22 protein-coding genes are annotated in these 24,673 nt (G+C 29.9%); 17 read left to right on the top strand and 5 right to left on the bottom strand.

The annotated features are described in order from the left end of the window. Positions 1 to 355: 355 nt before the first annotated feature. The 4 genes from JL105_RS07855 to JL105_RS07840 all read left to right on the top strand — a co-directional run bounded on the left by JL105_RS07855 (position 356) and on the right by JL105_RS07840 (position 3,606). Complete coding sequence (locus tag JL105_RS07855; protein ID WP_158280016.1) at positions 356 to 1,768, top strand: methyl-accepting chemotaxis protein; 1,413 nt, start codon at positions 356 to 358, stop codon at positions 1,766 to 1,768. 180 nt (positions 1,769 to 1,948) lie between these two features. Further along, on the top strand, positions 1,949 to 2,350 hold the full coding sequence (locus JL105_RS07850) for an NUDIX hydrolase (protein ID WP_132027959.1): 402 nt from the start codon (positions 1,949 to 1,951) through the stop codon (positions 2,348 to 2,350). Between the two features lie 24 nt (positions 2,351 to 2,374). Further along, positions 2,375 to 3,331 (top strand): DNA-binding protein WhiA, encoded by a 957-nt coding sequence (gene whiA / locus JL105_RS07845; RefSeq protein ID WP_132027957.1) that lies wholly within the window; start codon positions 2,375 to 2,377, stop codon positions 3,329 to 3,331. A gap of 2 nt (positions 3,332 to 3,333) precedes the next feature. Beyond that, positions 3,334 to 3,606 (top strand): HPr family phosphocarrier protein, encoded by a 273-nt coding sequence (locus JL105_RS07840; protein ID WP_132027955.1) that lies wholly within the window; start codon positions 3,334 to 3,336, stop codon positions 3,604 to 3,606. Positions 3,607 to 3,610: 4 nt separating this feature from the next. Here the strand turns inward: JL105_RS07840 and JL105_RS07835 are convergent, their stop codons facing one another. After that, positions 3,611 to 3,997: a GrdX family protein gene (locus JL105_RS07835; RefSeq protein WP_132027953.1), complete on the bottom strand. Its 387-nt coding sequence runs from the start codon at positions 3,995 to 3,997 to the stop codon at positions 3,611 to 3,613. A gap of 240 nt (positions 3,998 to 4,237) precedes the next feature. Here JL105_RS07835 and JL105_RS07830 point away from each other — a divergent pair, with 240 nt between their 5' ends. The 12 genes from JL105_RS07830 (at position 4,238) to JL105_RS07775 (ending at position 18,970) form a co-directional block, all read left to right on the top strand. Beyond that, the gene (locus JL105_RS07830) at positions 4,238 to 7,711 is read left to right on the top strand and encodes a DNA polymerase III subunit alpha (protein ID WP_132027951.1); all 3,474 of its coding nucleotides are present in this window, start codon (positions 4,238 to 4,240) and stop codon (positions 7,709 to 7,711) included. Between the two features lie 92 nt (positions 7,712 to 7,803). Continuing rightward, positions 7,804 to 7,998 carry a hypothetical protein gene (locus JL105_RS07825; RefSeq protein WP_132027949.1) on the top strand — a complete coding sequence of 65 codons (195 nt, stop codon included), beginning with the start codon at positions 7,804 to 7,806 and terminating at the stop codon, positions 7,996 to 7,998. 28 nt (positions 7,999 to 8,026) lie between these two features. After that, positions 8,027 to 8,986, top strand: coding sequence for a 6-phosphofructokinase (gene pfkA, locus JL105_RS07820; RefSeq protein WP_132027947.1), 960 nt, complete (start codon positions 8,027 to 8,029; stop codon positions 8,984 to 8,986). 15 nt (positions 8,987 to 9,001) lie between these two features. Next, positions 9,002 to 10,759 carry a pyruvate kinase gene (gene pyk / locus JL105_RS07815; protein WP_132027945.1) on the top strand — a complete coding sequence of 586 codons (1,758 nt, stop codon included), beginning with the start codon at positions 9,002 to 9,004 and terminating at the stop codon, positions 10,757 to 10,759. An 11-nt stretch (positions 10,760 to 10,770) separates the two neighbouring features. Beyond that, positions 10,771 to 11,187, top strand: coding sequence for an acyl-CoA thioesterase (locus JL105_RS07810; RefSeq protein ID WP_132027943.1), 417 nt, complete (start codon positions 10,771 to 10,773; stop codon positions 11,185 to 11,187). 168 nt (positions 11,188 to 11,355) lie between these two features. Further along, the gene (gene rlmD / locus JL105_RS07805) at positions 11,356 to 12,729 is read left to right on the top strand and encodes a 23S rRNA (uracil(1939)-C(5))-methyltransferase RlmD (protein WP_132027941.1); all 1,374 of its coding nucleotides are present in this window, start codon (positions 11,356 to 11,358) and stop codon (positions 12,727 to 12,729) included. A 272-nt stretch (positions 12,730 to 13,001) separates the two neighbouring features. Further along, positions 13,002 to 13,700, top strand: a complete 699-nt coding sequence (locus JL105_RS07800; RefSeq protein ID WP_202690479.1) for a response regulator transcription factor — start codon at positions 13,002 to 13,004, stop codon at positions 13,698 to 13,700. Continuing rightward, complete coding sequence (locus JL105_RS07795; protein ID WP_202690478.1) at positions 13,678 to 14,802, top strand: sensor histidine kinase; 1,125 nt, start codon at positions 13,678 to 13,680, stop codon at positions 14,800 to 14,802. Before JL105_RS07800 ends, JL105_RS07795 begins: the two co-directional genes overlap by 23 nt. 112 nt (positions 14,803 to 14,914) lie before the next feature. Then, positions 14,915 to 16,153, top strand: a complete 1,239-nt coding sequence (locus JL105_RS07790; protein WP_202690477.1) for an ABC transporter permease — start codon at positions 14,915 to 14,917, stop codon at positions 16,151 to 16,153. Positions 16,154 to 16,212: 59 nt separating this feature from the next. Then, entirely contained in the window at positions 16,213 to 17,085 is an 873-nt protein-coding gene (locus tag JL105_RS07785; RefSeq protein ID WP_202690476.1) for an ATP-binding cassette domain-containing protein, read from the top strand. Positions 17,086 to 17,232: 147 nt separating this feature from the next. Beyond that, entirely contained in the window at positions 17,233 to 18,213 is a 981-nt protein-coding gene (locus JL105_RS07780; protein WP_132029757.1) for an ABC transporter ATP-binding protein, read from the top strand. Continuing rightward, positions 18,185 to 18,970, top strand: coding sequence for an ATP-binding cassette domain-containing protein (locus tag JL105_RS07775; RefSeq protein ID WP_158280068.1), 786 nt, complete (start codon positions 18,185 to 18,187; stop codon positions 18,968 to 18,970). The genes JL105_RS07780 and JL105_RS07775 overlap by 29 nt, the downstream gene beginning before the upstream one ends. Before the next feature lie 110 nt (positions 18,971 to 19,080). Here the strand turns inward: JL105_RS07775 and istB are convergent, their stop codons facing one another. From istB to JL105_RS07755, 4 genes are all read right to left on the bottom strand, one after another. Further along, the gene (gene istB, locus JL105_RS07770) at positions 19,081 to 19,746 is read right to left on the bottom strand and encodes an IS21-like element helper ATPase IstB (RefSeq protein WP_202690475.1); all 666 of its coding nucleotides are present in this window, start codon (positions 19,744 to 19,746) and stop codon (positions 19,081 to 19,083) included. Between the two features lies 1 nt (position 19,747). Then, on the bottom strand, positions 19,748 to 21,259 hold the full coding sequence (istA, locus tag JL105_RS07765) for an IS21 family transposase (protein ID WP_420485357.1): 1,512 nt from the start codon (positions 21,257 to 21,259) through the stop codon (positions 19,748 to 19,750). A gap of 325 nt (positions 21,260 to 21,584) precedes the next feature. Further along, positions 21,585 to 22,562: a hypothetical protein gene (locus JL105_RS07760; RefSeq protein WP_202690473.1), complete on the bottom strand. Its 978-nt coding sequence runs from the start codon at positions 22,560 to 22,562 to the stop codon at positions 21,585 to 21,587. Positions 22,563 to 22,585: 23 nt separating this feature from the next. Continuing rightward, positions 22,586 to 24,004: a hypothetical protein gene (locus tag JL105_RS07755; protein ID WP_132029677.1), complete on the bottom strand. Its 1,419-nt coding sequence runs from the start codon at positions 24,002 to 24,004 to the stop codon at positions 22,586 to 22,588. 249 nt (positions 24,005 to 24,253) lie between these two features. Between JL105_RS07755 and JL105_RS07750 the strand changes: the two genes are divergently transcribed. Further along, positions 24,254 to 24,664, top strand: a complete 411-nt coding sequence (locus JL105_RS07750) for a hypothetical protein (protein WP_132029675.1) — start codon at positions 24,254 to 24,256, stop codon at positions 24,662 to 24,664. Positions 24,665 to 24,673 lie beyond the last annotated feature (9 nt).

Raw genomic sequence — 24,673 nt, 5'->3', positions numbered from 1 at the left:
TTTTATGTTTTATATACTACAATACTATCATACTATATTTATAATAAAAATAAAGGTAATATAAAATAATTGTGGAAAAGATAATTTTCTATGTTGTTATTTATATACGACAACTATCCTAACATATAGGACCAAGAAGAATACAAAGCCAGTAATTCAGGATGTATTGTTAAAATAATTTAACTACAATAAAATCAGGAGAGTTCATTGACTGTATATTAATTATATATTATGGTGATTTTTACTTGCAACAATAGTGTTTATAACATTCTAATAAAGGGTATATGGATTAATTAGATGGACAAGTTTCTATTGAAGAATTAAATTTACGATAACAAAGATGGGAGGGGAAGACATGCTTGGTATAAGATACAAAAATCAAGTTAAGGCAATTCTACAAAATGATAATGTAGAAATTAAGGATACAAATCTTAAAATAATTCAAGAAAAAATCCATCAATTAAATAATTTGAAAGAAGATGCTAGGAAGTATTTACTTAAAACTATGGAATTAAGTGCTTCCCTTGGGAATATTGAAACGGAAATTGTATATATTTCTAAAAATCTTCAAGAAATGATGAACCAATTATTATCTCAAATAGAATCTACAGTGGCTTTTTCACAAGAAACTACAGCTACTATGGATGAAATAAATAATGCATTAAATTATAATGTGCAAACTGCTGAAAATATTTTCATGCACATTGATTCTGTTGTTCAAAATAATGAAAAAAATAAAGAAAATATCAATAAAATGGGAGAAGTCTGCGAAGAAGTTATGAATAAAAATCGAAAAGTTAACAAAAACTTAGAAGACCTCTTGGACAAAATAGCCAAGATTGCTGACATTGTTGCAGTTATAGAAGATATTGCTGACCAGACTAATCTTTTGGCTTTAAATGCAAGTATTGAGGCTGCTCGAGCGGGTGAATCAGGAAAGGGTTTTTCGGTGGTTTCAGAAGAAATACGTAAACTTGCAGAAAATACAAAAGAAAGCCTTGATGAATTTCAAATATTTCGAGATGAAATTGAAACTATGTCAGAAGAAAGTATTGAAAGTATAAAAAGTACTAATACATCAATGGAAAAAATTCCAGAGACATCAGAAAGTATTAGACTTTTAATTGAAAATAATTTTAAGGCGATTAAAGAAATCCATGGGGCTATGGAAAGTTTTATGGAATCTTTTGAAAAAATTAATAGTTCAACTACTGAGATAAACAATGCAGTACATATGTTATCCATTGAGACTGAAAAATTATCTAAAATGATAGAAACCATTGATGAGGATCTTAGTGAATTAAATTCTATAAAAGGAATAGTAGTTAAATCTGATATAAAATTGATGGAAAATAATACAAAATATTATAAAATTTTTAGCAACTATGGAAGTAAAATTAAACCAGAGGAATTAATTAATATTTTAAATAATGCAAAAAGACTTCATAAAGCTTGGATGGAAATTTTAAAAGACATGGTAAATCAACGTCAAATTATGCCTTTACAAATAGATGCTACTAGGTGTGGATTTGGTCATTTTTATCATTCTATACAAATTGAAAATCCTAAGATAATTGATTTATGGAAAGAATTAGATTCATATCATCAGGCTCTTCATAATGTTGGAGGAATTATTATTGATCTTATTAGTTCTAAAAATTATGATTATATTCAGGACAAATACAATGAAGCACTTAATTATTCTAAGGAAATGTTTAGGGTAATAAATGAAATTATAGCCTTAATTAGTGATACTAACGCTTTTTAGGGTTTAAATATAAAATAATGAAAAGTGCTTAGAGAATGTACTCCTTTATGGATAAAATACTAAGCACTTTTTTGTTTTCCAAATTAAAATATTTTAGCATAATAATTACTTTTGTAGTATAATATTTTTAATATAATTAAATTTACGTTATAATGATAAAAGTTGTTTGGGAGTGGTAATATGATTGAGGAAGTAAGTGCAGGAGGAGTGGTTGTATTTAAAAATACTCTTTTATTATTGAGAAAGTTTAATGGCGATTGGGTATTACCTAAAGGAAGAGTGGAAAAGGATGAGGATATTAAGGATACAGCATTAAGGGAAGTGCTAGAAGAATCTGGAGTGAAGGCTGAAATATTAAAATATATAGGTATGATACACTATACTTATAAAAATTTAAAAGGTAATAGATTAGTATATAAATCTGTTCATTGGTATTTAATGAAAACCAATAGTATGGAAGCTATTCCTCAAAAAAGAGAAGGTTTTACAGAAGCTACTTTTGTCCACATGGATAAAGCAGCTAAATTAGTTAAACATGAGGATGAGGAAAAAATAATAGACAAGGCATTATTATTTTTATAATAATATAGATTTAGGAGAGATAAAATGTCTTTTTCATCAATAACTAAAAATGAATTATCTAGGCTGGATATTGAAAATGAATGTTGTGCACTAGCAGAATTAGCAAGTATAATTCGGACTAGTGGGACTATTCAAATTGGCAGTAATAATAGAGTAATATTGAAACTTTCAACCGAAAACGCTGCCATAGCCAGAAGAATATTTACTTTAATTAAAAGATTGTATGATACTGATATAAATGTAGTAGTTAAGAAAAATAAGCAATTAAAGAAGAACAATAATTATCTGGTGATAATAAACGATAGAGAGATGACAAAAAAAATACTGAAAGATATAGGTTTTTTAATTGATAGTAAAAATGGACATTATAGTGCAAACTATAAAGTATCAAAAGAATTGATAGAAAATAGATGCTGTAGAAGGGCATATATTAGAGGTGCTTTTTTAGGTGGAGGTTCTATAAATAATCCAGAAAAAGCATATCATATGGAATTTGTGACAAATAGTGAAGACTATGGGAAGGAGCTTGTACGTATTATAAATTCCTTTGGGTTAAATGCTAAAATAGTTGTCCGAAAGGAAAGTTATGTAGTATATATAAAAGAGGGAGAGCAAATTTCAGATATATTGAATATAATGGGTGCTCATCAAGCACTATTAAAATTTGAAGATATTAGGGTACTTAAAGATGTTAGGAATAATGTAAATAGATTAGTAAATTGCGAAACTGCAAATTTAAATAAGATTATAGATGCATCTTTAAGACAAGTAGAAAATATTGAATATATAGATAGTAAAATTGGTTTAGAAAAGTTACCTGAAAATCTACAGGAAGTAGCTCTATTGAGATTAAAACATAGAGAAGCAAGCCTTAAAGAATTAGGGCAGATGCTTAATCCTCCTGTAGGCAAATCAGGAATAAATCACAGGTTTAGGCGTATAGATGATATAGCAGATAAATTAAGAAGAAAGGAGAGTTAAAATTGATAAAAAGAAATGTAATATTAAATAATAAGACAGGTTTACATGCAAGACCAGCAGCTTTATTTGTAAAGGAAGCTAATAAGTATATTAGCGATATATATGTAGAATCTAAAGGGACTAGGGTAGATGGGAAAAGTATTATAGGAGTAATGTCTCTGGGAGCATTCCACGGAGAAGAAATTACCCTAATAGCAAAGGGAGAAGATGAAGAAGAGGCAATTGAAAGCTTAACTAATTTGATAGAATATGGTTTAGATGCTATAGATGAATGATACACTATGCATGTTTTAATTTATCTATCACATTTTCAATTAATGATAGATCAAGTATTCTAAAGTCATCCAATATACTTTCAGGCCAATCAGGAGTAGGTTTATTAGCAGTAAATTTTTTAGCTGTAGCAATACTTTCTTCAATTAGCTTTAAACTATCAAAATCCAAAACATCCTTTTTGTCACTTATCATGATGCTTTTATATACTGTTTCATTAGGCTTTACACTTCCAGATAATGGATGAGTCAAAAGCTTATGCCCTTCGTGAATCCTATCTCTTACATATTTTAAAACCTCTATATAGGAAAAACTTTCATCAAAGTATACTTCAAAATCATCTTTATACTTTTCATATACATATTTATTATTGGTTACAATTATTTTTTTCATAGTATCCCTCCAAAATTATATTATCAATTCATTTTATCATATTATTCTTTATTGGGGAAGATTTGAGATTGAGTTTCCACATTTCTTTGAATTATATGATAAAATATTATAAGTCAATGTGATTCATAGGTTCGGATAGTTTTGTTCTGTTTTGCAGAAACTCAAGATAACAGGGAGTTTAATTTTTTTGTAATTGTGATAGAATGAAATATATAAATATAATTTAGAAGGGGATTTGTAATGAATCATAAGGATAAATTTGTACATCTTCATGTTCATACAGAGTATAGTCTATTAGATGGAGCCAATAGAATTGAAAATCTTTTAGATAGAACCAAGGAATTAGGAATGGATGCTATAGCCATAACAGATCATGGGGCTATGTTTGGTGTTGTTAAATTTTATAAGGAAGCTCAACGTAGAGGGATTAAACCTATATTGGGTTCTGAAGTATATATAGCTATAAATAAATACACAGAAAAAGAACCGAAGGATAAAAATCAATACCATTTGGTTCTTTTAGCAGAAAATGATACAGGCTATAAAAATCTGATGCATATAGTATCAGAAGGATATGTAAATGGATTTTATTATAAGCCTAGGGTAGACCATGATATTTTAGCAAAATATAGTGAAGGAATAATAGCTTTAAGTGCTTGTCTCGCAGGAGAGGTGCAAAATCATATATTAAATGGGAATTATGATAAGGCTAAAGAAATAGCTCTTAAATATAATGATATATTTGGACAAGATAATTTTTTTCTAGAGCTTCAAGATCATGGGATAGAAGAACAAAGATTTGTAAATCAACAGCTTATAAAGCTTAGCCAAGAAACAGGGATACCTCTTGTAGCCACTAATGATGTTCATTATTTAAGAAGAGAAGATGCAGTAGTCCATGATGTATTATTGTGCATTCAAACAGGTAAGACCATTGAAGATACTGACAGGATGAAATTTCCTACCAATGAATTTTATTTAAAATCCTATGATGAGATGGAGAGCATATTTGGAGATGTAAAGGGTGCTTTAGAAAATACAGTAAAAATTGCTGAAAGATGTAATGTAACATTAGATTTTAATACATTACATTTACCAGAATATAAGGTACCTGAAGGATATACCAACGTAGAATATTTAAAAAAATTATGTATGGAAGGATTAAAAGATAGATATAAAACTATTACCTCGGAAATAATGAAAAGATTTGAATTTGAATTTAATACAATAGTTCAAATGGGTTATACTGATTATTTTCTAATAGTTTGGGATTTTGTTAGATTTGCAAAGGAAGAAGGAATAATGGTAGGACCTGGTAGAGGTTCTGCAGCAGGTAGCATTGTATCTTATGCTCTAGGAATTATAGATATAGATCCACTAAAATATGATTTGCTATTTGAAAGATTTTTAAATCCAGAACGAGTATCTATGCCTGATATAGACATAGATTTTTGTTATGAAAGAAGAGAAGAAGTTATAGATTATGTAGTAGAAAAATATGGAGAAGATAGAGTAGCACAAATTGCTACTTTTGGAACTATGGCAGCTAGAGGGGCAATACGAGATGTGGGAAGAGTACTAAATATGCCCTATGGAGAAGTGGATTATATAGCAAAACAAATTCCTATGGAATTAGGAATGACCATATCTAAAGCATTAGAGATAAACAAAAATTTAAAGGAAATGTACAATTCCAATGAAGAAGTAAAGCGTTTAATAGATTTAGCATTGGCAGTAGAAGGACTTCCAAGGCACACTTCTACCCATGCAGCAGGTGTAGTTATAGCTAAAGAACCTATAACTAATTATGTTCCTTTATCTAGAAATAATGATGCCATAACTACCCAGTTTAATATGATAGAGTTGGAAGAACTAGGTCTTCTAAAAATGGATTTTTTAGGATTAAGAACCCTTACAGTAATAAGAGATGCAGTGGAATTGATTGAAAAGAATCATGGGGTAAAGGTGGATTTTTCCCAATTTACATATGATGATCCTAAAGTCATAGAGTTGTTTGCTAAAGGAGAAACTTTAGGAATTTTTCAATTTGAAAGTGCTGGTATGAGACAATTTTTAAGGGAATTAAAGCCCAATATGTTTGAAAATTTAATAGCAGCTAATTCTTTATTTAGACCAGGACCTATGAATCAAATCCCTAAGTATATAGAAAATAAGAATAATCCTGAAAATATAAAATATATTCATCCTAAATTAAAGCCAATTTTAGAAGTAACCTATGGATGTATAGTATATCAAGAACAGGTAATGCAGATAGTAAGGGATATAGGTGGATTTACCATGGGTGGAGCAGATTTAGTAAGACGAGCCATGGGCAAGAAAAAGATGGATGTAATGGAAAGAGAAAGGCAAAGGTTTATTTATGGAGAAACTGATGAAGAAGGGAATGTAATAATAAAAGGTGCCATACGTAATGGAGTAAGCGAAAAAGATGCCAATAAAATATATGATTTGATGATAGATTTTGCCAAATATGCTTTCAATAAAAGCCACTCTGCAGCTTATGCAGTAGTAGCTTATAGGACTGCTTGGCTAAAATACTATTACCCAGTAGAATTTATGGCAGCTTTAATAAGTAGTGTAATGGGAGATACTAATTCTGTTTCCTTATATATTCAAGAATGTAAAAGACTTGGAATAGAAGTACTTCCTCCCGATATAAATGAAAGCTACAAAAAATTTACTGTAGTAGATGGAAAGATAAGATTTGGACTTATGGCAGTAAAAAATGTGGGAGAAAACTTTGTTGAAGTTATCATAAAAGCAAGAGAAGAAGGTCCATTTAAAAGCTTTACGGATTTTTGCGAGAGAATTGAAAATATAGATCCTTCAGTTATGAACAAAAGAGCAGTAGAAAGTTTAATAAAATGTGGTGCTATGAATAGCCTAGGAGGAAATAGGGCTCAGCTACTAGCTATATTTGAAAGGGTTATAGATGGAATTCATGAGGATAAAAAGCGAAATATAGAAGGACAGTTTTCCATGTTTGATACTATAGATACTAATATCTCAAAAGATAATTTACCAGATTTAAAGGAATTTAATCAAAAGACTCTTTTAGCTATGGAAAAGGAAATGTTAGGTTTATATATAAGCGGGCATCCGTTACAGCCTTATGAAGAGGATTTGAAGAAAATATCTACCATAACTACATCTGAACTACATGAAGCTAAAGTTCATATGGAAGAAGGATTAGGTGAAAATATAGATGGAAAACAAGTTACCATTGGGGGCATAATAGCAGCTAAAAAAAATAAGGTTACTAAAAATAACAATATGATGGCTTTTGTAACATTAGAGGATTTATATGGTGCTGTAGAATGTATAGTATTTCCAATAACCTATGAAAAATATAGTAGATTAATAGAAGAGGACAATTTAGTAGTAATTAAAGGAAGGGTAAGCATAAGCGAAGAAGATGAACCTAAGATATTATGTGAAAGTATAGGCAAATTAAATAGCTTTAAACAAGGAAAGATTTATTTAAAGATTCCAAAAGAAAAGTCAATAAATATTTTTGGTACCATAAAAGGAGTGCTTTCACGATATAAAGGAGAAACTCCAGTATATGTATATATGGAGGAAGTGGATAAGACAGTAATGGCTGAGAGAGATTTATGGGTTGATATAGAAGAGAAAACTTTGGTAGAAGAGCTTGTTAAAATATTAGGAGAGGAGAATGTCAGATTATCTTAATGTTTAAGTAAAATTTGTATCAAATTATGTTATAATGTAGAATATAATCTATATTTTAAAAAAAAAGGGAAATAATCAGGAGCGTGCTAATAATGTGGACTACTGTGTATGTAACGACTAGTCTAGAACAAGCTACTGAAATTGAAAAGAAATTAAAAGAAGAAGGATTTTTGATAAAAAAACAATTGTTTTCAATAGAAGGAGATGAAGAACTATACGAGATATTAGCTCCAGAAGTTGAAGCAAAAGATGTACAAATGGTTTTATATAATTTAGGTATATTATAATCACAATATTTATAGAGGGAGGAATCATATGAAAACTATAGGAATACTAACTAGTGGAGGAGATGCTCCAGGAATGAATGCAGCCATAAGGTCTGTAGTCAGAACTTCTATATATAATGGTGTAAAGATAATGGGAATTAAACAAGGCTATAATGGATTACTAAATGGTGAAATTGAAGAGATGAACTTATCTTCTGTTGCAGATATAATTCACAGAGGCGGTACTATGTTACTTTCTGCTAGATGTGATGAATTTAAAACGGAAGAAGGTCTTAATAAAGCATTAAATATAATAGAAGTATTTGGGATAGATGGATTAGTAATACTTGGAGGAGATGGAACTTTTAGGGGAGCACAAAAATTATGTGATGCAGGAATCCAAGTAGTATGTATTCCATGTACTATTGACAATGATATGGGTTATACAGATTACACTATAGGATTTATGACAGCGGTGGAAACTGCTGTAGATGCTATTGGTAAGATTAGAGATACATCCGCTTCCCATGGTAGAGCTAATATAGTGGAAGTGATGGGAAGAGGTTGTGGTGATATTGCTCTTTATTCAGGTATAGCTGGTGGAGCTGAAAGTATAATAGTTCCTGAAGTGGAATTTAATATTGATGAGGTTTGTAAAAAAGTAATACAAGGGAAAAATAGGGGTAAACTACATCATATAATAGCTTTAGCTGAAGGTATAGGCGATGCCTATGAAGTGGCAGAAAAAATAGAAGAAAAAACTGGTACTGAAACTAGAGTAACTATATTAGGTCATATTCAAAGAGGAGGTTCACCTACAGTATTTGATAGAATACTAGCAAGTAAAATGGGAAATAAAGCTGTAGAGCTTTTACTCAATGGAAAATCAGGTAGAGCATTGGGAATTAGATGCAATAATATAATGGATGTAGATTTAGATGAGGCCCTTAATACAGAAAAAAATTTTGATATAGATTTATATAATATAGGAATGATATTATCAATATAAGAAAGGGGCGAGGCTGTGAAGAAAACAAAGATAGTATGTACCATAGGACCAGCATCGGAAAGTGAAGAGGTACTAAAGGAATTATTTTTAAATGGTTTAAATGTTGCAAGATTAAATTTTTCCCATGGGAATTATGAAGAACACAAAAAGAGAATAGACATTATAAAGAATATAAGAGAAGAATTAGATTTACCAATAGGAATAATGTTGGATACTAAAGGACCGGAGATTAGAATAGGAACTTTTAACGTAGAAGAAATAGAATTAAATGATGGAGATATATTTACATTAACTACAGATGACATAATAGGGGATAAAACGAAGGTTCATGTATCCTATGAAGGATTACCTAAAGATGTGAAAATAGGAGATAGAATATTAATAGATGATGGATTAATAGAATTAGTTGTAGAGGAGATCATAGGAAATAAAGATATACAATGTAAGGTTTTAAACGGCGGGACATTAAAAGACCATAAGGGAATAAATGTACCCAATGTTTCCATAAATTTACCCCCTATAACTGAAAAAGATATTAATGATATTAAATTTGGAATTGAAAATGATGTAGATTTTATAGCTGCTTCCTTCATAAGAAAAGCTTCTGATGTGTTGGAAATAAGAAGAATACTTGAGGAAAATAATGGTGCACATATTGATATTATATCTAAGATAGAAAATCGAGAAGGAGTAGACAACATAGATGAAATTATAGAGGCCTCTGATGGAATAATGGTAGCAAGAGGGGATTTAGGAGTAGAGATACTTACAGAAGAAATACCCCTTATACAAAAGGAAATTATTAGAAAATGCAATATAGTAGGTAAACCAGTAATTACCGCTACTCAAATGCTAGATTCCATGATTAGGAATCCAAGACCCACAAGGGCAGAGGTAACAGATGTAGCTAATGCAATACTAGATGGTTCTGATGCTATAATGTTATCAGGAGAAACAGCAGCAGGTAAATATCCTATAGAGGCAGTAAAAACCATGTACAATATAGCAACTAAAACAGAAGAATCTTCAGAGTATATGGAAATGCTCAAAATGAGACATATAGATAAGGATGTTTCTACAACTAATGCTATTAGTAAAGCAACATGCACAATAGCAAAAGATTTACAAGCTTCAGCTATTATAACTGCTACATCTTCAGGATATACTTCTAAAGCAGTATCTAAATTTAGACCAAAGGTGCCCATTATTGCAGCTACAACTACAAAAAGGGTTATGAGAAAATTATCCTTGGTTTGGGGAGTTTATCCAGTGGAATCTTTAAAAAGTGAAATTACAGATGAAGTTATAGAAAGATCCATTAATGGTGCATTGGAAAAAGGATATGTTAAAGAAGGAGATTTAATAGTAATAACTGCAGGAATTCCTGTAGGAGTGCCAGGAACTACTAATTTAATAAAGGTTCATACTGTTGGTAAAGTATTGTTAAAAGGAGTAGGAATAGGCAAAAAGTCAGTATCAGGAAAAGTGTGTATTGGAAGTACAAGTGAAGAATTAGAAGGTAAATTTGAAGAAGGGGATATATTAGTTAGTAAATTTACCGAAAAGGATATAGTAGAATTTATGGAAAAAGCATCTGCTATAATAGTGGAACGAGGTGGGCTAACCTCCCATGCAGCAATAGTAGGGTTAAACTTAGGAAAACCCACAATAGTAGGAGCAGTAGAAGCTACAAAAGTATTAAAAGATGGAGAAATAGTAACTGTAGATACTATTGCAGGGCGAATATATAAAGGTGAAGCAAGAGTACTGTAGAGGTGAATATAATGGAATATAAAACAGAAATTAAAGTAAGATATAATGAAACAGATAAAATGGGAGTAGTATATCATGGAAATTATTTTGCATGGTTTGATATAGGTAGGACAGGCTTTTTAGGAAGCATTGGACTACCCTACTGGGAGTTAGAAGATGAAGGAATATTTTTGCCTGTAATTGAAGCAAATTGCAAATATAAAAAACCTGCAAAATATGGGGATGAAGTAATTATAATTGCAAAATTGACTAAATTAAAAGGGGTTAGAATACAATTTGACTATGAACTATATAGAAAAAGTGACAACACTTTGTTAGCAGAAGGCTATACTTGTCATGCTGTTGTAGATAAAAATTTAAAACCTATGAATTTTAAAAGAAAGTATAATGAAATTTGGAATTTACTAAAGGAGCATGTAGGGAAATAGATAAAGTGTATTTATTGTATACATTAGCAATTATTGGATAAAATCTTAAAAAGAGGCACTGATTCTTTACCCGGCACTAACTTACTAAGTTGTTGGATTATAAATCCAAATAATAAGTTAATGTCGGGAAATTTTTTATAGATTTATTATTAGGAAGGAGCACAATATATGAAACAATTTAAAATTGGAGATGAAATAATACTAGATATAATAGATATAAATAGTGAAGGACAAGGAGTAGGAAAGTATGAAGGATTTACCTTATTTATAAATGGGGGAACTTTAGGAGATAAGGTTAGAGTTAAAATTATAGATTTAAAGAAGAGTTTTGGTATAGCTAATACTATAGAGTTATTAGAAAAGTCTCCTTATAGAGTTGAACCTAAATGTAAATATTTTCATTCATGTGATGGATGCCAACTTCAAAATTTAAATTACCAAAAACAATTGGAATTAAAACAAGATATGGTAAAAAATAATATTAAAAAGATAGGTAATATTACAAATGTACCAGTTAAAAAAATTATAGGAATGAACAATCCTTATAGATATAGAAACAAAGGAGAATTTAAGGTAGGAAAGGATTGCAATATAGGTTATTTTAAAAAAGGAACTCATGAAATATATCCTATAGATAAATGTATTATCCAAAATGAAGCTGTAAATGAAATAGTAGAATTAGTAAGGGAGCATATGAAAAAATACAAATTAGAAGGCTATGATACAAAAACTAAAGAAGGAATTATAAGAAATATAATAGTAAGGATAACTAAAGATAATAAAGTTATGGTGATAATAGTTACAAAAGAAGAAAAACTTCCCTACAAAGAAAAACTTATAGATATATTAATAAATAAAGATAGATCTAATAACTATGAAATAAAAAGCATATATCAAAATATAAATAAAAAGGATACATCTGTAGTATTAGGTTCAAAGAATATAAAGCTATACGGGGAGGATAGAATAGTAGATTGTATAGGGGAATATAAATTTTTCATATCCCCTAAATCCTTTTTTCAAGTAAATCCTATTCAAACGGAAATTCTTTATAATAAGGTTTTAGAATATGCTAATTTAAAAGGAGATGAAATAGTTTTTGATATTTACTGTGGTATAGGGACTATTTCCTTGTTTTTAGCTAAAAAAGCAAAAGAGGTATATGGCGTAGAAATAGTAAAATCTGCTATAGAGGATGCTAAGTTAAATGCAAAGATAAATAATATAAATAATGCAAAATTTTATACAGGAAAAGGAGAAGATGTAGTACCAAGATTATACAAAGAAGGCTTGTACGCTGATATTGTAGTAGTAGATCCACCAAGAAAAGGCTGCGAAGAAAGTGTATTAGAAACTATGGTAAATATGGCTCCGGAAAAAATTATTTATGTATCTTGCAATCCAGCTATCTTAGCTAGAGATTTAGCTTATTTGGTTGAAGGAGGGTATAAAGTTGTAGAAGTGCAGCCAGTAGATATGTTTCCCCAGACGACACACGTTGAGGTGGTTACTTTGCTTATAAGGAACGAGGTATCGAAATAGACAAATGGTATCACTAATGCCAGGTCTGCCCAAGGAGACTAGTGTTGGCGAAGGCTGATTGGAGACAAGCTATGACTGGGTGTGTAAAGGTTTTAGATTAGTATGTTTCAATTAATAGATGAAATAATAGATTTCATTATATAATCAATTATATTTAATGATATAATATAGGTGCAAAAAGAGATGATTTTATTCCTATAATAACATAACAAATCCTTAAGGTAATGTAATGTAGTGTTTTTTTTGGAGTATTGGTGTAGGGGGGATAATCTATGGGAAAAATAGTTGTTGTGGATGATGAAAAAGAAATAGCTGATTTAATAGCTTTGTATTTAACCAACGAAGGATTTGAGGTGGTTGTTTTTTATGAATCTCAAGATGCTATGGAGTACTTAGAAGATAATATTCCTAAAGCCTTAATTTTGGATATTATGATGCCTAAAATAGATGGTTTGACTATGTTAACAAAAATAAGGGAGAAATATTATTATCCTGTAGTTTTAGTTACGGCCAAAAATGAAGATTTAGATGTTATTAAGGGATTGATGTTAGGAAGTGATGATTACATCAAAAAGCCTTTTAATCCTCTAGAGCTAGTGACTAGGGTAAAGGCATTGTTACGCAGAATAGAAGTATATGAAGAGCTTGACAAAAAGCAGAAAATGATATTTCAATACAAGGATCTACAGCTGAACTTGGAGACCCGAGATTGCTATGTGAAAGGAAAGAAGATAGATTTAACAACAACAGAGTTTGAAATATTAACATTATTGTTGATGAATATTGGCAAAAAACTTTCATCCGAGTGGATTTATAAGAGTATTACTGGAGATGACTATTATAATATGGCTTACAATAGTGTGGCAACCCATATCCGAAATTTAAGGATAAAATTAGGAGATTCTTTTGAAAATCCCCATTATATCAAGACCGTTTGGGGGGAGGGATATGTTATTGAAAAAAACGACTAAAAGTTTTCTTAAAGGTTTAATTATATTAACTCTCATATTGATTCTTATATATATGATTATTGGAAGTAACTTCCTACACATTTTTACAAACAATTTTATGTTTGACATAAGAGAAGTAAAGGTTTATGGTAAAACTTATATTGAGGGGAAATTGGATTGGAGTAGTATTAGGCAGACTTCAATACTACTAATCTATGCAGTATATATTATAGCATTTATTATTTCAGAAGTTTTCATTATGAGAAAAGTTTTAGAAGTTAAAAATGCGGTAGCGTTAGAAATCCATGAAAGAATTCAAATGTTAAAAAATAACCTTGTGCCAGAAAATAAGCTGGAATATCTAGGCATAGATAAAGAAATTAAAGCATTAATCGAAGAAAGAAACGAGCTTATAAAACAAAACCAAGACCAAGTTATACAACATAATCAATCTATGGCATTTTTAGCACATGATTTGAAGACGCCATTAACCTCAATATTTGGATATGTATCCTTGCTATTAGATGAACCAAATATATCAGAAGAAAATAGAAAGAAATATTTGAAGATTATTCAAGAAAAATCCAAAGAACTAGAGAATCTCATCAATCAATTTTTTGATTTGACCAAATTTCAACTTCAAATTTCTCATTTGAACTTAAAAAAAATAGATTTATTAAATTTGCTAATACAGATGAGAGAAACTTTTTATCCTAAAATCACCCAAAAAAACCTTAAATTTGAGATTGATATAGAAGAGTCTATTATATTTCTTGTAGATCAAGATTTGATTGCTAGAGCATTTTACAATATTATAAAAAATGCTATACAATATACAAAACCAGGTGGGAAAATAAGAATTTACACCATTTCAAATTCGGAATATCAATCTGTTATTATTGAAAATGATGTCTATGGTATGACTGATGAACAAGCTTCTAAGCTGTTTCAACCTTTTTACAGGATAGATAAGTCTAGAAATAAATCTATTGAGGGTTCTGGTTTAGGATTGGCTATATCAAAAGAGATTATGGAAAAACATAAGGGTAGAATTAGTTCGGAATTGACTAGTTCAACTTTGAAAATCATTATGGACTTTCCACTTAAAATGACAAATAATTAAATATAAAGAAATATTTATTTTTTATTGATATTTTCTTCAAGTTTAAAAGCCTATTATTAAGTATACTTATACTTGATAATAGGCTTTTATTATATTAACAAGGGGGATTTAAATGGCAAATATGAAAATAATAGCTCGTATTATTAAATTTGAACTAAAAAAGATACTAAGTTCTAAATTGACTATAGGTGCCCTTATTATAAGTTACCTAATTTTAATCTACTCTTTTGTTCCAAATATCTTTAAATATACTTTTTATGATGATAATGGCAATTTACTTAAAAGAAAACAGGCGGTAAATTATGAAAAGGAATTTTACAAGGAATATTTAAACCAAGTACAAACAGATGAAAGGATTCGGGCCAATATAGAAAATTTAAAAGAACATTACATAGTAGAAAATAATAAAACTGGATTTGAATATGATAAAGCATTACCTAAAGACATATATTATGGATATTACAAACCTAGAGAGTCTTATTTTTATTGGCTTTCACAAAATTTCATATCCGGTCCATACCCTCATATATTGATGATAGAGTTTGATGAACTGGGCGACTTTTATGTACACAGACAAAAAAACATCGAAACATGGTTTGATTCAATGAATCTAACAAGTACTGAGAGGGAATTTTGGCAACAAAGAGCTAATATAACAAAAGGACCCTATCAGTATGGTTATTATCAAGGTTGGAATTATATCAATGATTCTTTAGACATAGTTGTATTTTTAGTTCTAGCTATAGGAATTGGCATTAGCGGTGTTTTTTCTGAGGAACATGAAACAGGAATGGATGCCATTTTATTGTCTGCAAAATACGGGAGGACGAAATTAGTAACAGGAAAAATTACTGCCTCTTTGATATTTGCGATTGTTGTTGTTCTAGTGGGGCTTTTACTATGCGTAGTTCCCATATTACTGTTTTTTGGCACTGAAGGATGGAATCTGCCTATACAGGTATTAGATGCGAAAATATTGTATAATTGGACATTATTAAAAACTATAGGAATCAGGATATTTATGAGCTTTTTAAGTGCTTTAGCTGTTGCAACAATAGCTTTAAGTTTATCTTCCAAAATTAAGAAGACAACGCCTGTTGCGGTAATTGTAATCTTATTTTATTTAGGTGGGTTATTTATTCCAGTGGAAAGAGGAAATAGGATATTTCAAAAAATAACAAGGCTTTTACCTGCTTTTTTAAGCGGCCGTCAGTACTATGGATTAGTCACATATTCCTTCTTTGGGAAAGTTTTGACATTTTATCATATGGCTATAGCTGTTTATATATTACTTATTTTAATCTTATTACCCCTTTCAATGATATTTTTTAAGAAACATCAAGTAGAATAAAGATGATTTATTTATGATTGGTTTATATATGGAATTTGTAGAGGAAGGAGAAGGTGTAAATGGAATTAACTCTTATTAATGTTAACAAAGTATTTGCTGGGAAAAAGGCAGTTAATGATGTTTCGTTAAAAATTGGATATGGGATACATGGGCTTTTAGGAGCAAATGGCGCTGGTAAAACAACATTAATGAAAATGATATGCGGAATATTAGAACCTACTAGTGGTGAGATAATGCTTAATGGCCAAAATACTAAAAAACTTGGAGAAGAATATTTAGAACTACTAGGCTATCTACCACAAAATTTTGGTTATTATCCAGAATTTACAGGTATGGAATATGTAGACTTTATAGGTACAGTAAAAGGCCTTCCAAAAGGTATTATTAAAAAACGGGCTAATGAATTATTTGAGTTATTTCAACTGTTTGATATGAAAAATAAGAAGATAAAGACCTATTCTGGTGGTATGAAACAGCGCTTAGGACTAATTCAAGCAATGCTTAATGAACCTCGTATATTAATATTGGATGAACCAACAGCAGGTTTAGATCCTAAGCAGCGACTAGTTTTTAAAAATTATCTTTCCCATATTTCTAAGGATCGAATTATCATTCTATCAACCCATATTACATCAGATATCCAAGATATTGCAGATGATATCATTATAATGAAGTCTGGTAAAATAATATGCAAAAGTGATGAAGAAACATTACTTAATCAATTAATTGGAAAGGTATGGGAATTCCCCGTTGATGATATAGAATTATTGGCAAATACTGGAAACTTCCCTGTTATTCGTTATTACAGAAATGGCAATAAAACTAAAGTTAGAGTGTTTTCAGAAACTTCTCCAGCAGAGGATGCTCATTTAGAAGAGCCTAATCTTGAGGACCTTTATCTATATTATAATCCAGAACAACTTCAAGGTTAAAAAAGGGAGAATAGAAAACTCTGTATTATCAATTTAACATAGTTATATTTGTTTATGCTATGATAATTGTATTATTATCACCAGAAATAATTCTTGCAGAAACAGGATGGGGATATTTAGCATAAACACAAGAAAAGGGTGAAAGGCATGAATAGATTTTTTTCCACGATAAAAAGATGTTTTGCTATATCCTATCATAGCTCTCCCTATTTATTTGTTATAAATGTATTTTTTACTTTAATGTTGGGAATTTTTTCAGGAATTAACATATATTCAATGACTATGTTAGTAAACGGTATCCAGATGGCTATTATTCAAGGTGGTGGAGTGCAAAAACCTCTTTTTATATTTGGTCTTGTAAATGTTGGCTTTATACTATTGAATTCAATACGCTATTATTCACATCAAAAGCTTCTCTTGAAAGTGGATTACTATATTGACTATATGTTTATAGAAAAATGTAAACAGCTAGAGCTTAAGGATTTTGAAATTGAAGAAACATACGATCTTATTTCAAGGGCAAAGCATTTGGGAAAAGAAAAAGTGATTCAGACTCAATTTCATGTGCTTCAGTTAATCGAAAGTATGATTTCCATAATATCAGTTGTGACCATCATATTGAAGTTTAATAATTTGATATGGATGGTGATTCTTATAGTGCCTATTATTTCAACTTTTACTAACATGAAGTTGGGAAAATACTCATACCAAATTGAACGAATGAATATTACAAATAATAGGCGAGTAAATTATATCAATTATCTGTTAACTAATAATATTGCTATCAAAGAAATCATAAGTTTCAATATTGGGGATTATCTTTTGAATAAGTTTAAGAAGTCTAGTAGGGAAGTTTTACTTGCCAATGAAAAGGTAATTAATCGTTACACATTTTATAATTTCGTTTTAGAATTTTTTGAAGTAGGAATTATGCTGTTTTTAATTGTTAATGCAGTACTGACATCCTTAAAAAACAAAGGCTTGATAGGAAATATTTTGGCTTACATATCATCCTTAGATCTCATTAAAAGTAGATTTAAAGCTACTCTAATAAACTTGTCAGAAATATATAAAGACAAGCTATATGTAGATGATTTTTTTGAGTTTTTGGAAAAAAAAAGACAATAAAATTAATTCAACTATACCTATCAAAGAAACTATCAAAAATATCACAGTGGAGAACTTAAACTTTTCATATAATGGCCATGATAAAGTTCTTCGTGAAATCAATGTAGAATTTAAAGTTAATAGGCCAACGGTAATTGTAGGGGCTAACGGTGCAGGGAAAAGTTCTCTCATCAAAATATTAGCAGGATTATATGAAGAATATGAGGGAAATATTTTAATCAATGGTATTAACATAAAAGAATATGAAATTGAATCTTATCGCAGAAAGATTGGCATTGTTTTTCAAGATTTTAATAAATATGAAATGAGCTTAAGAGAAAATATTGCTATCTCCAACATTGATGTTATTCATAGCGATAATTTTATAAAAAGTGCTCTAGATAAGGTGGAAATGAGTTCATTATTAGAGATATTCAAAGATGGGTTAGATACCCAAATGGGGCACTGGTTTGGTGGAGAAGAATTGTCAAAAGGGCAGTGGCAAAGAATAGCTGTTGCTAGAATATGGTTAAGAAATGCAGATATAATAATTTTTGATGAGCCAACATCAGCTCTGGATCCAAAAATGGAAAGGAAATTTTTTGATTTAATTAATGAAATTGGAAGGAATAAAATACTTATATTAGTAAGTCATAGGGTAAAGGATTTACTAAGATATAATCCATGGTTTGTTATTATGAAAGATGGAAAGGTAGTTTTGCAGGGGGAAAAAGAGGATATTAAAAACGAAGAGGAATTTAAACAGTTGATTAGGTAAATTTATATTCGAAAATCTTTGACTTTATTAATCTTTCTTAGGTAGTGTAAAGAAATTTATGCTTTTTGCGAAAAATTTAGCTCCTTTCTTTTGAGAATAAAAATAAGATTCTAAAAATCTGTAGTTAATGCTGGGTCTCCTAATAATTCGTTCCAATCTCCAAAGCCCTTATTTGATGTAATTATAATTGAAGTCTGTTCGTGTAAGGCTGATATTAACTGGAAAAACATATTAGCTTCCTCACGATTAATTGGTAGATATCCAATTTCATCAATAATTACAAGGTCTGAGGAATGTATTTTATTTATCTTTATCTTACTCTTTCTCATTATATCCTGTGTTTTTAATGAATAGACCAAATTGTCCATTGAGATGAAACTTACCTTGTATCCCATATCTATAGCTTTATAGCCTAATGCTATGGCTAAATGTGTCTTCCCTACACCAGGAGGACCTAGGAAGATAAGATTGTATATCTTATCTATCCAGTCCATTTCTAGAAGCCTGTTTATATGTCTTTTGCTGATAGACTTTTGAAATTCAAAATCAAATTCTTCTATTGTCTTTATTACAGGAAATCCTGCATTTTTTAATCGAGTTTGTTTCTTTCTTTCCTCTTTAGCAATTATCTCTTCATTTAGTATTTTGTAAAGAAATTCTTGATATGATAAATCTTCATTTTCTCCATGTTCTATGAACTCATCTATCTTTTTCTGTAGATTTAATAGCTTTAGTTCTTTGGCATATTCTTTTATATAATCAATTTTACCTATCATCTTATCCCTCCAATGCTTTTACATATTCTGATGTATCCCTAATTTGGGTTTTAATATCATATCTTTGAGGGATAGAAGGGATGTTTTTATTAGCTGTTTCTAGTTTTTGGTTATCTAATTCCTTATATTTCTCACCTAAAAATTCAATTGCATCTCTAAAACTTACAGCACTGAATATCTCTCTTTCTATGCAATATTTAAGAGATTCTTCTATGAGTTTTTTCTCTACATTTTTACAAGTATTGCATATTAAACTGTATTGGTCCCTTATGTATCTTGGTTTTTCAATCCTAATTCTATCGAGAAAAATCTTGGCTTCATTGGTGTTGTTCAGTACATTTAAAGCTTTTTCATATAGTTTGTCTATCTTTAAAGTTTTATCCCTTTCAGGATGATCAATTTGTATTAATTTTCCTTTCAGTATGCACTCCTTATGTTCTGCTAAAATTTTACCTGTATCCTTATCTATTATCTGAATAATACCATCTAAATTACGAACTCCAACTGTTTTTCCTGGTTCATAGGTTCCTTTTGGTACTTGATATCTGTTTTGTTTGTAAGAAATTGTATTGTCTTTTCTTACTGTATAGGTTAAAATTGAATTAGATGGTACATTTCTAAATGTTTGTGATACTGGAAGAAGGTATTTCTTTTCGAGGAAGAATACTTCTTTCGGTATCTTTTTTGTTGTTCCATGAATATTAGCATTTCCTGTTCTATCTAACCACAATAGACAATCTTCATTAAACTTGTCTATATCAACAAAAGTTCTATTCTTTGCAAAATTATACTTTAAATATTTAACAACTGCTTCTATTTTTCCTTTGCTTTCTGGGTCATATCCTCTACACATTCTTACTCTAATTTTCATAAAGTCTTTAAAGTTTTGAAATTCTTCTGTAAAAATTATGTCTCCATAGTTTTCATTAACTGCTAATAGTCTGTCTTGGTCATATACTATTTCGTGGGTTTTACCTCCAAAGTATTCAAAGGCCTTAGTATGAGCATCAATAAAATCTTTCGTTGTAAATGGCTTGTTCTGCCAATAGGCATATTTCATTCTAGAGTGAGACAGTACCATAGCAAAGGCATAAAGTTTAACTCTTTTCCCATCTGCATTGTTAAGCCATATTTGTCCAAAATCAACTTGTGCCTGATAGCCCATTGGAAGTTCTTGCACTGCTTCATGTTGTCTTTTAGATACAACCTTTGGAATATCATATTTATCTCTTATGTATCTTACATAGTTTCTCACACTCCTATCTGTGCATTTAATATCTCCATATCTTTCCTTTAACCAATCCAAAATCTGAGCTGCACTCATGTCTGGAAAATCTCTTAACCAACCTACTATCTCATCTTCATATTCATCTAGTATTTTCTTTCTAACCTTCACTTTTTCCATATATTCAGCAAACTCCTTTACCTGCATATTCCAGTATTTAGATACAGTCCCATAGTCTAAATCTAAATATCTTGATACTTGAGATTTCTTTAACCCTAACTCTTTCATGTTTTTAATTTCATTAAACATATGCCAACCCTTCAATCCCATTTTCTATCTACCTCCTGTAAAATATTTTACAGGAAAGTAGATTTGTTTTATATACAACTGGAAAATTTTCAGGATTCTTATTTTCCGAAATCTCATGATTTTATTTTACCACTTACACGGTATAGTTCCACAAATAAAATAATTATATATCAAATAGATTAGTTGTTAGATTTACCTTAGGATTCTAAATAAATAAAAAGCAAGTAGGTGACTAATACTTATAATTGGTCACCTACTTGCTTTTTTTGCAGATAAAATTAGGTAAGTTTTCTATGTCAGCAACTTAATTAAATAAGTTCAACATGTTCTTATTCCAATTCAATATTTCAACCAAATAACTAGGTTGTTCTTGCATTGTTCCAGTTACAAGTCCGTTTTCCCATACAAATGATTCAAACATAGATTTTGTTGCAGCGATTTGCTCTTCAACTTTTTGCTTATTTAATTCAAACTCATCTATAATCTCTTCACTGTATTTTTCTTTATTATTTTTGAGTTGCATAAGAAACTTTGCCGATTCTGCTGGATTTCCTTCTCCATTAATAAATCGTTCAAAATAGTCTGCATCCATATACCTTTTAGCAAGTGTATAAAAACTTACATCATCGTTCGAAATTCGACTACTATAGTTTTTAAGAGGTTCTAAATCACTATTATCAATGACAACATATCCTTTTTCACGCAACACATCATTTTCATAATACTTATTTATTTCATTCATAAAAGATATGGCCTCTTGTTCGTTATCAAAATAATTTTCAGCAATATATTCTGCTTGTTTTAGTGCCATTTCCCGATATGCAGCACGTTCCTCAGCATTTTTATCAGACATTGAAATCGAACTACGTATAGCCGAAGCTAATTCAGCAGCATAGAGTGAAGCGTTTGCAACTTTCCCTTCTAACGCTTCTTTAATTGTGTGGTGGAGTGTATTTTCTGGAAACTCACCTTTAACACCTAGATTGAACTCATCTTCTAAACGGTTGTAAGCTTGTTCTTTTTCTAATTGTTCAAGTCTTCTTTGTTCAATTGCTTCAGTGCTATTATATTTTTCATAAAACTTTTGGAATTGATTTCCTATCGTATCGTCCTTATTCGTTACTTTGAATTTTAGTGATTCGATATACTTATTTTTAGCTGCATCACTTATTGTTATAGTTGCAGCCTGGGTGTTGACTTTCTTTTTATCTGAATCATCTTTATCGATCGATAGAGACTTTAAAGAAATGGTTGGTTGTTGAACATTGGTGATTTTAAACAAGTCATTCATCCTTTCATTAATTTTTAATTTCTAATGCTGTAGGCGAAAAAGTATATTGGTTGTATATCCACAGCAGTTCCTGAATTTACTCTCACGTATCCATAATCAAAATAATGAGTAAAACTAATTGCACCAGATATGAAGTAACTATACGAAGCTGTTGAATGAGATGTTTGTATATCTACAGTAAAATTCCCTTTTGAATCAGATTGCGTTGTTGCAGTTCTAAATCTTAAATCTTCTGGATTCCAGTGTTCGTTAATAACTGTTACAGAAACATCCGCATCTGGCAATACATATCCATTGTAACCAGCAATTCCGTTTATTGTTAAAGTACTATTTCCGTTAACTCTATAGTACTTTCCAAACTGATAAGTTGCATAACCTCCACCTTCAAAGCCGGTAATATAAATTTCATCAGCTTGATAATCAGGTAATATACTTAAACTATAGGTTGAACCAGATAAGTTAGTGCTTTCTATCGAGGTAACCCTAATGTAATACTGACCAGAATCAATTTCTGCTTTTCCATTGGATGAGATATTTACTTTTTTTAATTGGCTATCTTCAAGTTGATATAATTCAATTTTATAATTTGCATTTTTGGAATCTTCATCTAATGTAAAGTTCATTGTGTCGTAATTTTTAGAATTGGGAATTGTGAATTTATACCAATCGTTATCAACTAGAGTGTCCATACTTCTCATATCAATAACTGTTGTCCCAACTGGCATTAAAGTAAAATTAACAGCCCAATTTATATTCTCATCCGCTTCAAAATTATCTGTATTAGTATTTATTCCTATATGGAGAGTAAAGGGTTGAGTAATACTAGAACCTACTTCGGATACAACAAAAACAGCATATTCCTTTATTGTGTTTTCTTTATTCAATATCCCTACGCTTTCGGGAGCAGTACCTTCTATTCCATTTAGAAATGTTCTATTTTGTGATAGATCTACTAAAGTCATGTCTAAAGTATCTGGATTTACTTCGAAGAGATATAAATCATAGTCTAATTCATTAGAGTTTGGTAAATCTAGTTGAGCATGTAAAACTTCACCAGGCTCTACAGCTATTGGATATATATATTTTTCTTGACCTTCTTCTGTTAAATAATCAGTTACATAACCATAAGATCCATTATTGGAATTCCGTGTTTCCGTAGTTTGAGAGAGTGTAAGTTCGTTTTTTTGTTTTAATTTATTAATTTTAAATTTGTTTTCAATATATTCTTGGTTCTCTATTTTTGGATTGTTGTTTTTTTCGAGAGATTTTACCTTGTTTGTAGGCATTTCTTTGAGATTAGGTATAGCATCTACGCCTTGAGATTTATTATCTAAATCTAATTTTTGAGCAAAAATACTACTTGGAAAGGGAAAAACTAGTAATAAAATAGAAATGGTTATTATTATTTTCATCTTACTTTTAACACTAAACATGGCTATCACTCCATTTATTTTATTTTTGTAACATCTTTACGATGCCCCTTTACCAAACCTTCCCTCCTTTCACCGTTTATATTTTCTTTCTATATTTATATATCGGAAGAAAATTAAATTTCTTTAATTTCAAAAATATGTTTTGAATTGTTTATATTTAAAATAGTGAGTTTGAAGGAGAGTGATTCATTTTTTATTATTTATCATACTAATTGAACCTGTGCTGCATAATGGACCATCATTCCGTTTATGACTTATTCATTTGCTAAAAATGAGATAAAAAAATATGTAGGCGAAGGCAGCCTGGAGATAAAATATAACTTTAAAAATAATTCATATTATACAGTGGATAGAGGATATACAATCAGTTATGATTTTAATAAAAAAACTATATTTGATGAAAAACTAAGTTCTGATTTAAATGATCAAGCAAATGCACTTTATTTTGAATTCTTGGAAAATATAAAAAATGTTGGATTTCCTGAGTCAATCTATTTATTAACAGAAGTTAATGCTGAGGACTATAAAAAAAGAGAACAGAAAATATATATCCTAAATATATACGAACAAAAAAATTTTGATAATGAAAAAGAAATAAAAGATAGAATGCTTGAGCTAACTTTTGATTTGATAGAATTTTTAGGGGGGATTTTGATATAACTAGCATAC

It is taken from the genome of Keratinibaculum paraultunense, assembly GCF_016767175.1.
GTDB lineage: Bacteria > Bacillota > Clostridia > Tissierellales > Tepidimicrobiaceae > Keratinibaculum > Keratinibaculum paraultunense.
The sequence above is the reverse complement of the archived record's forward strand: the minus strand, read 5'-3'. Positions and strand labels throughout refer to the sequence as shown.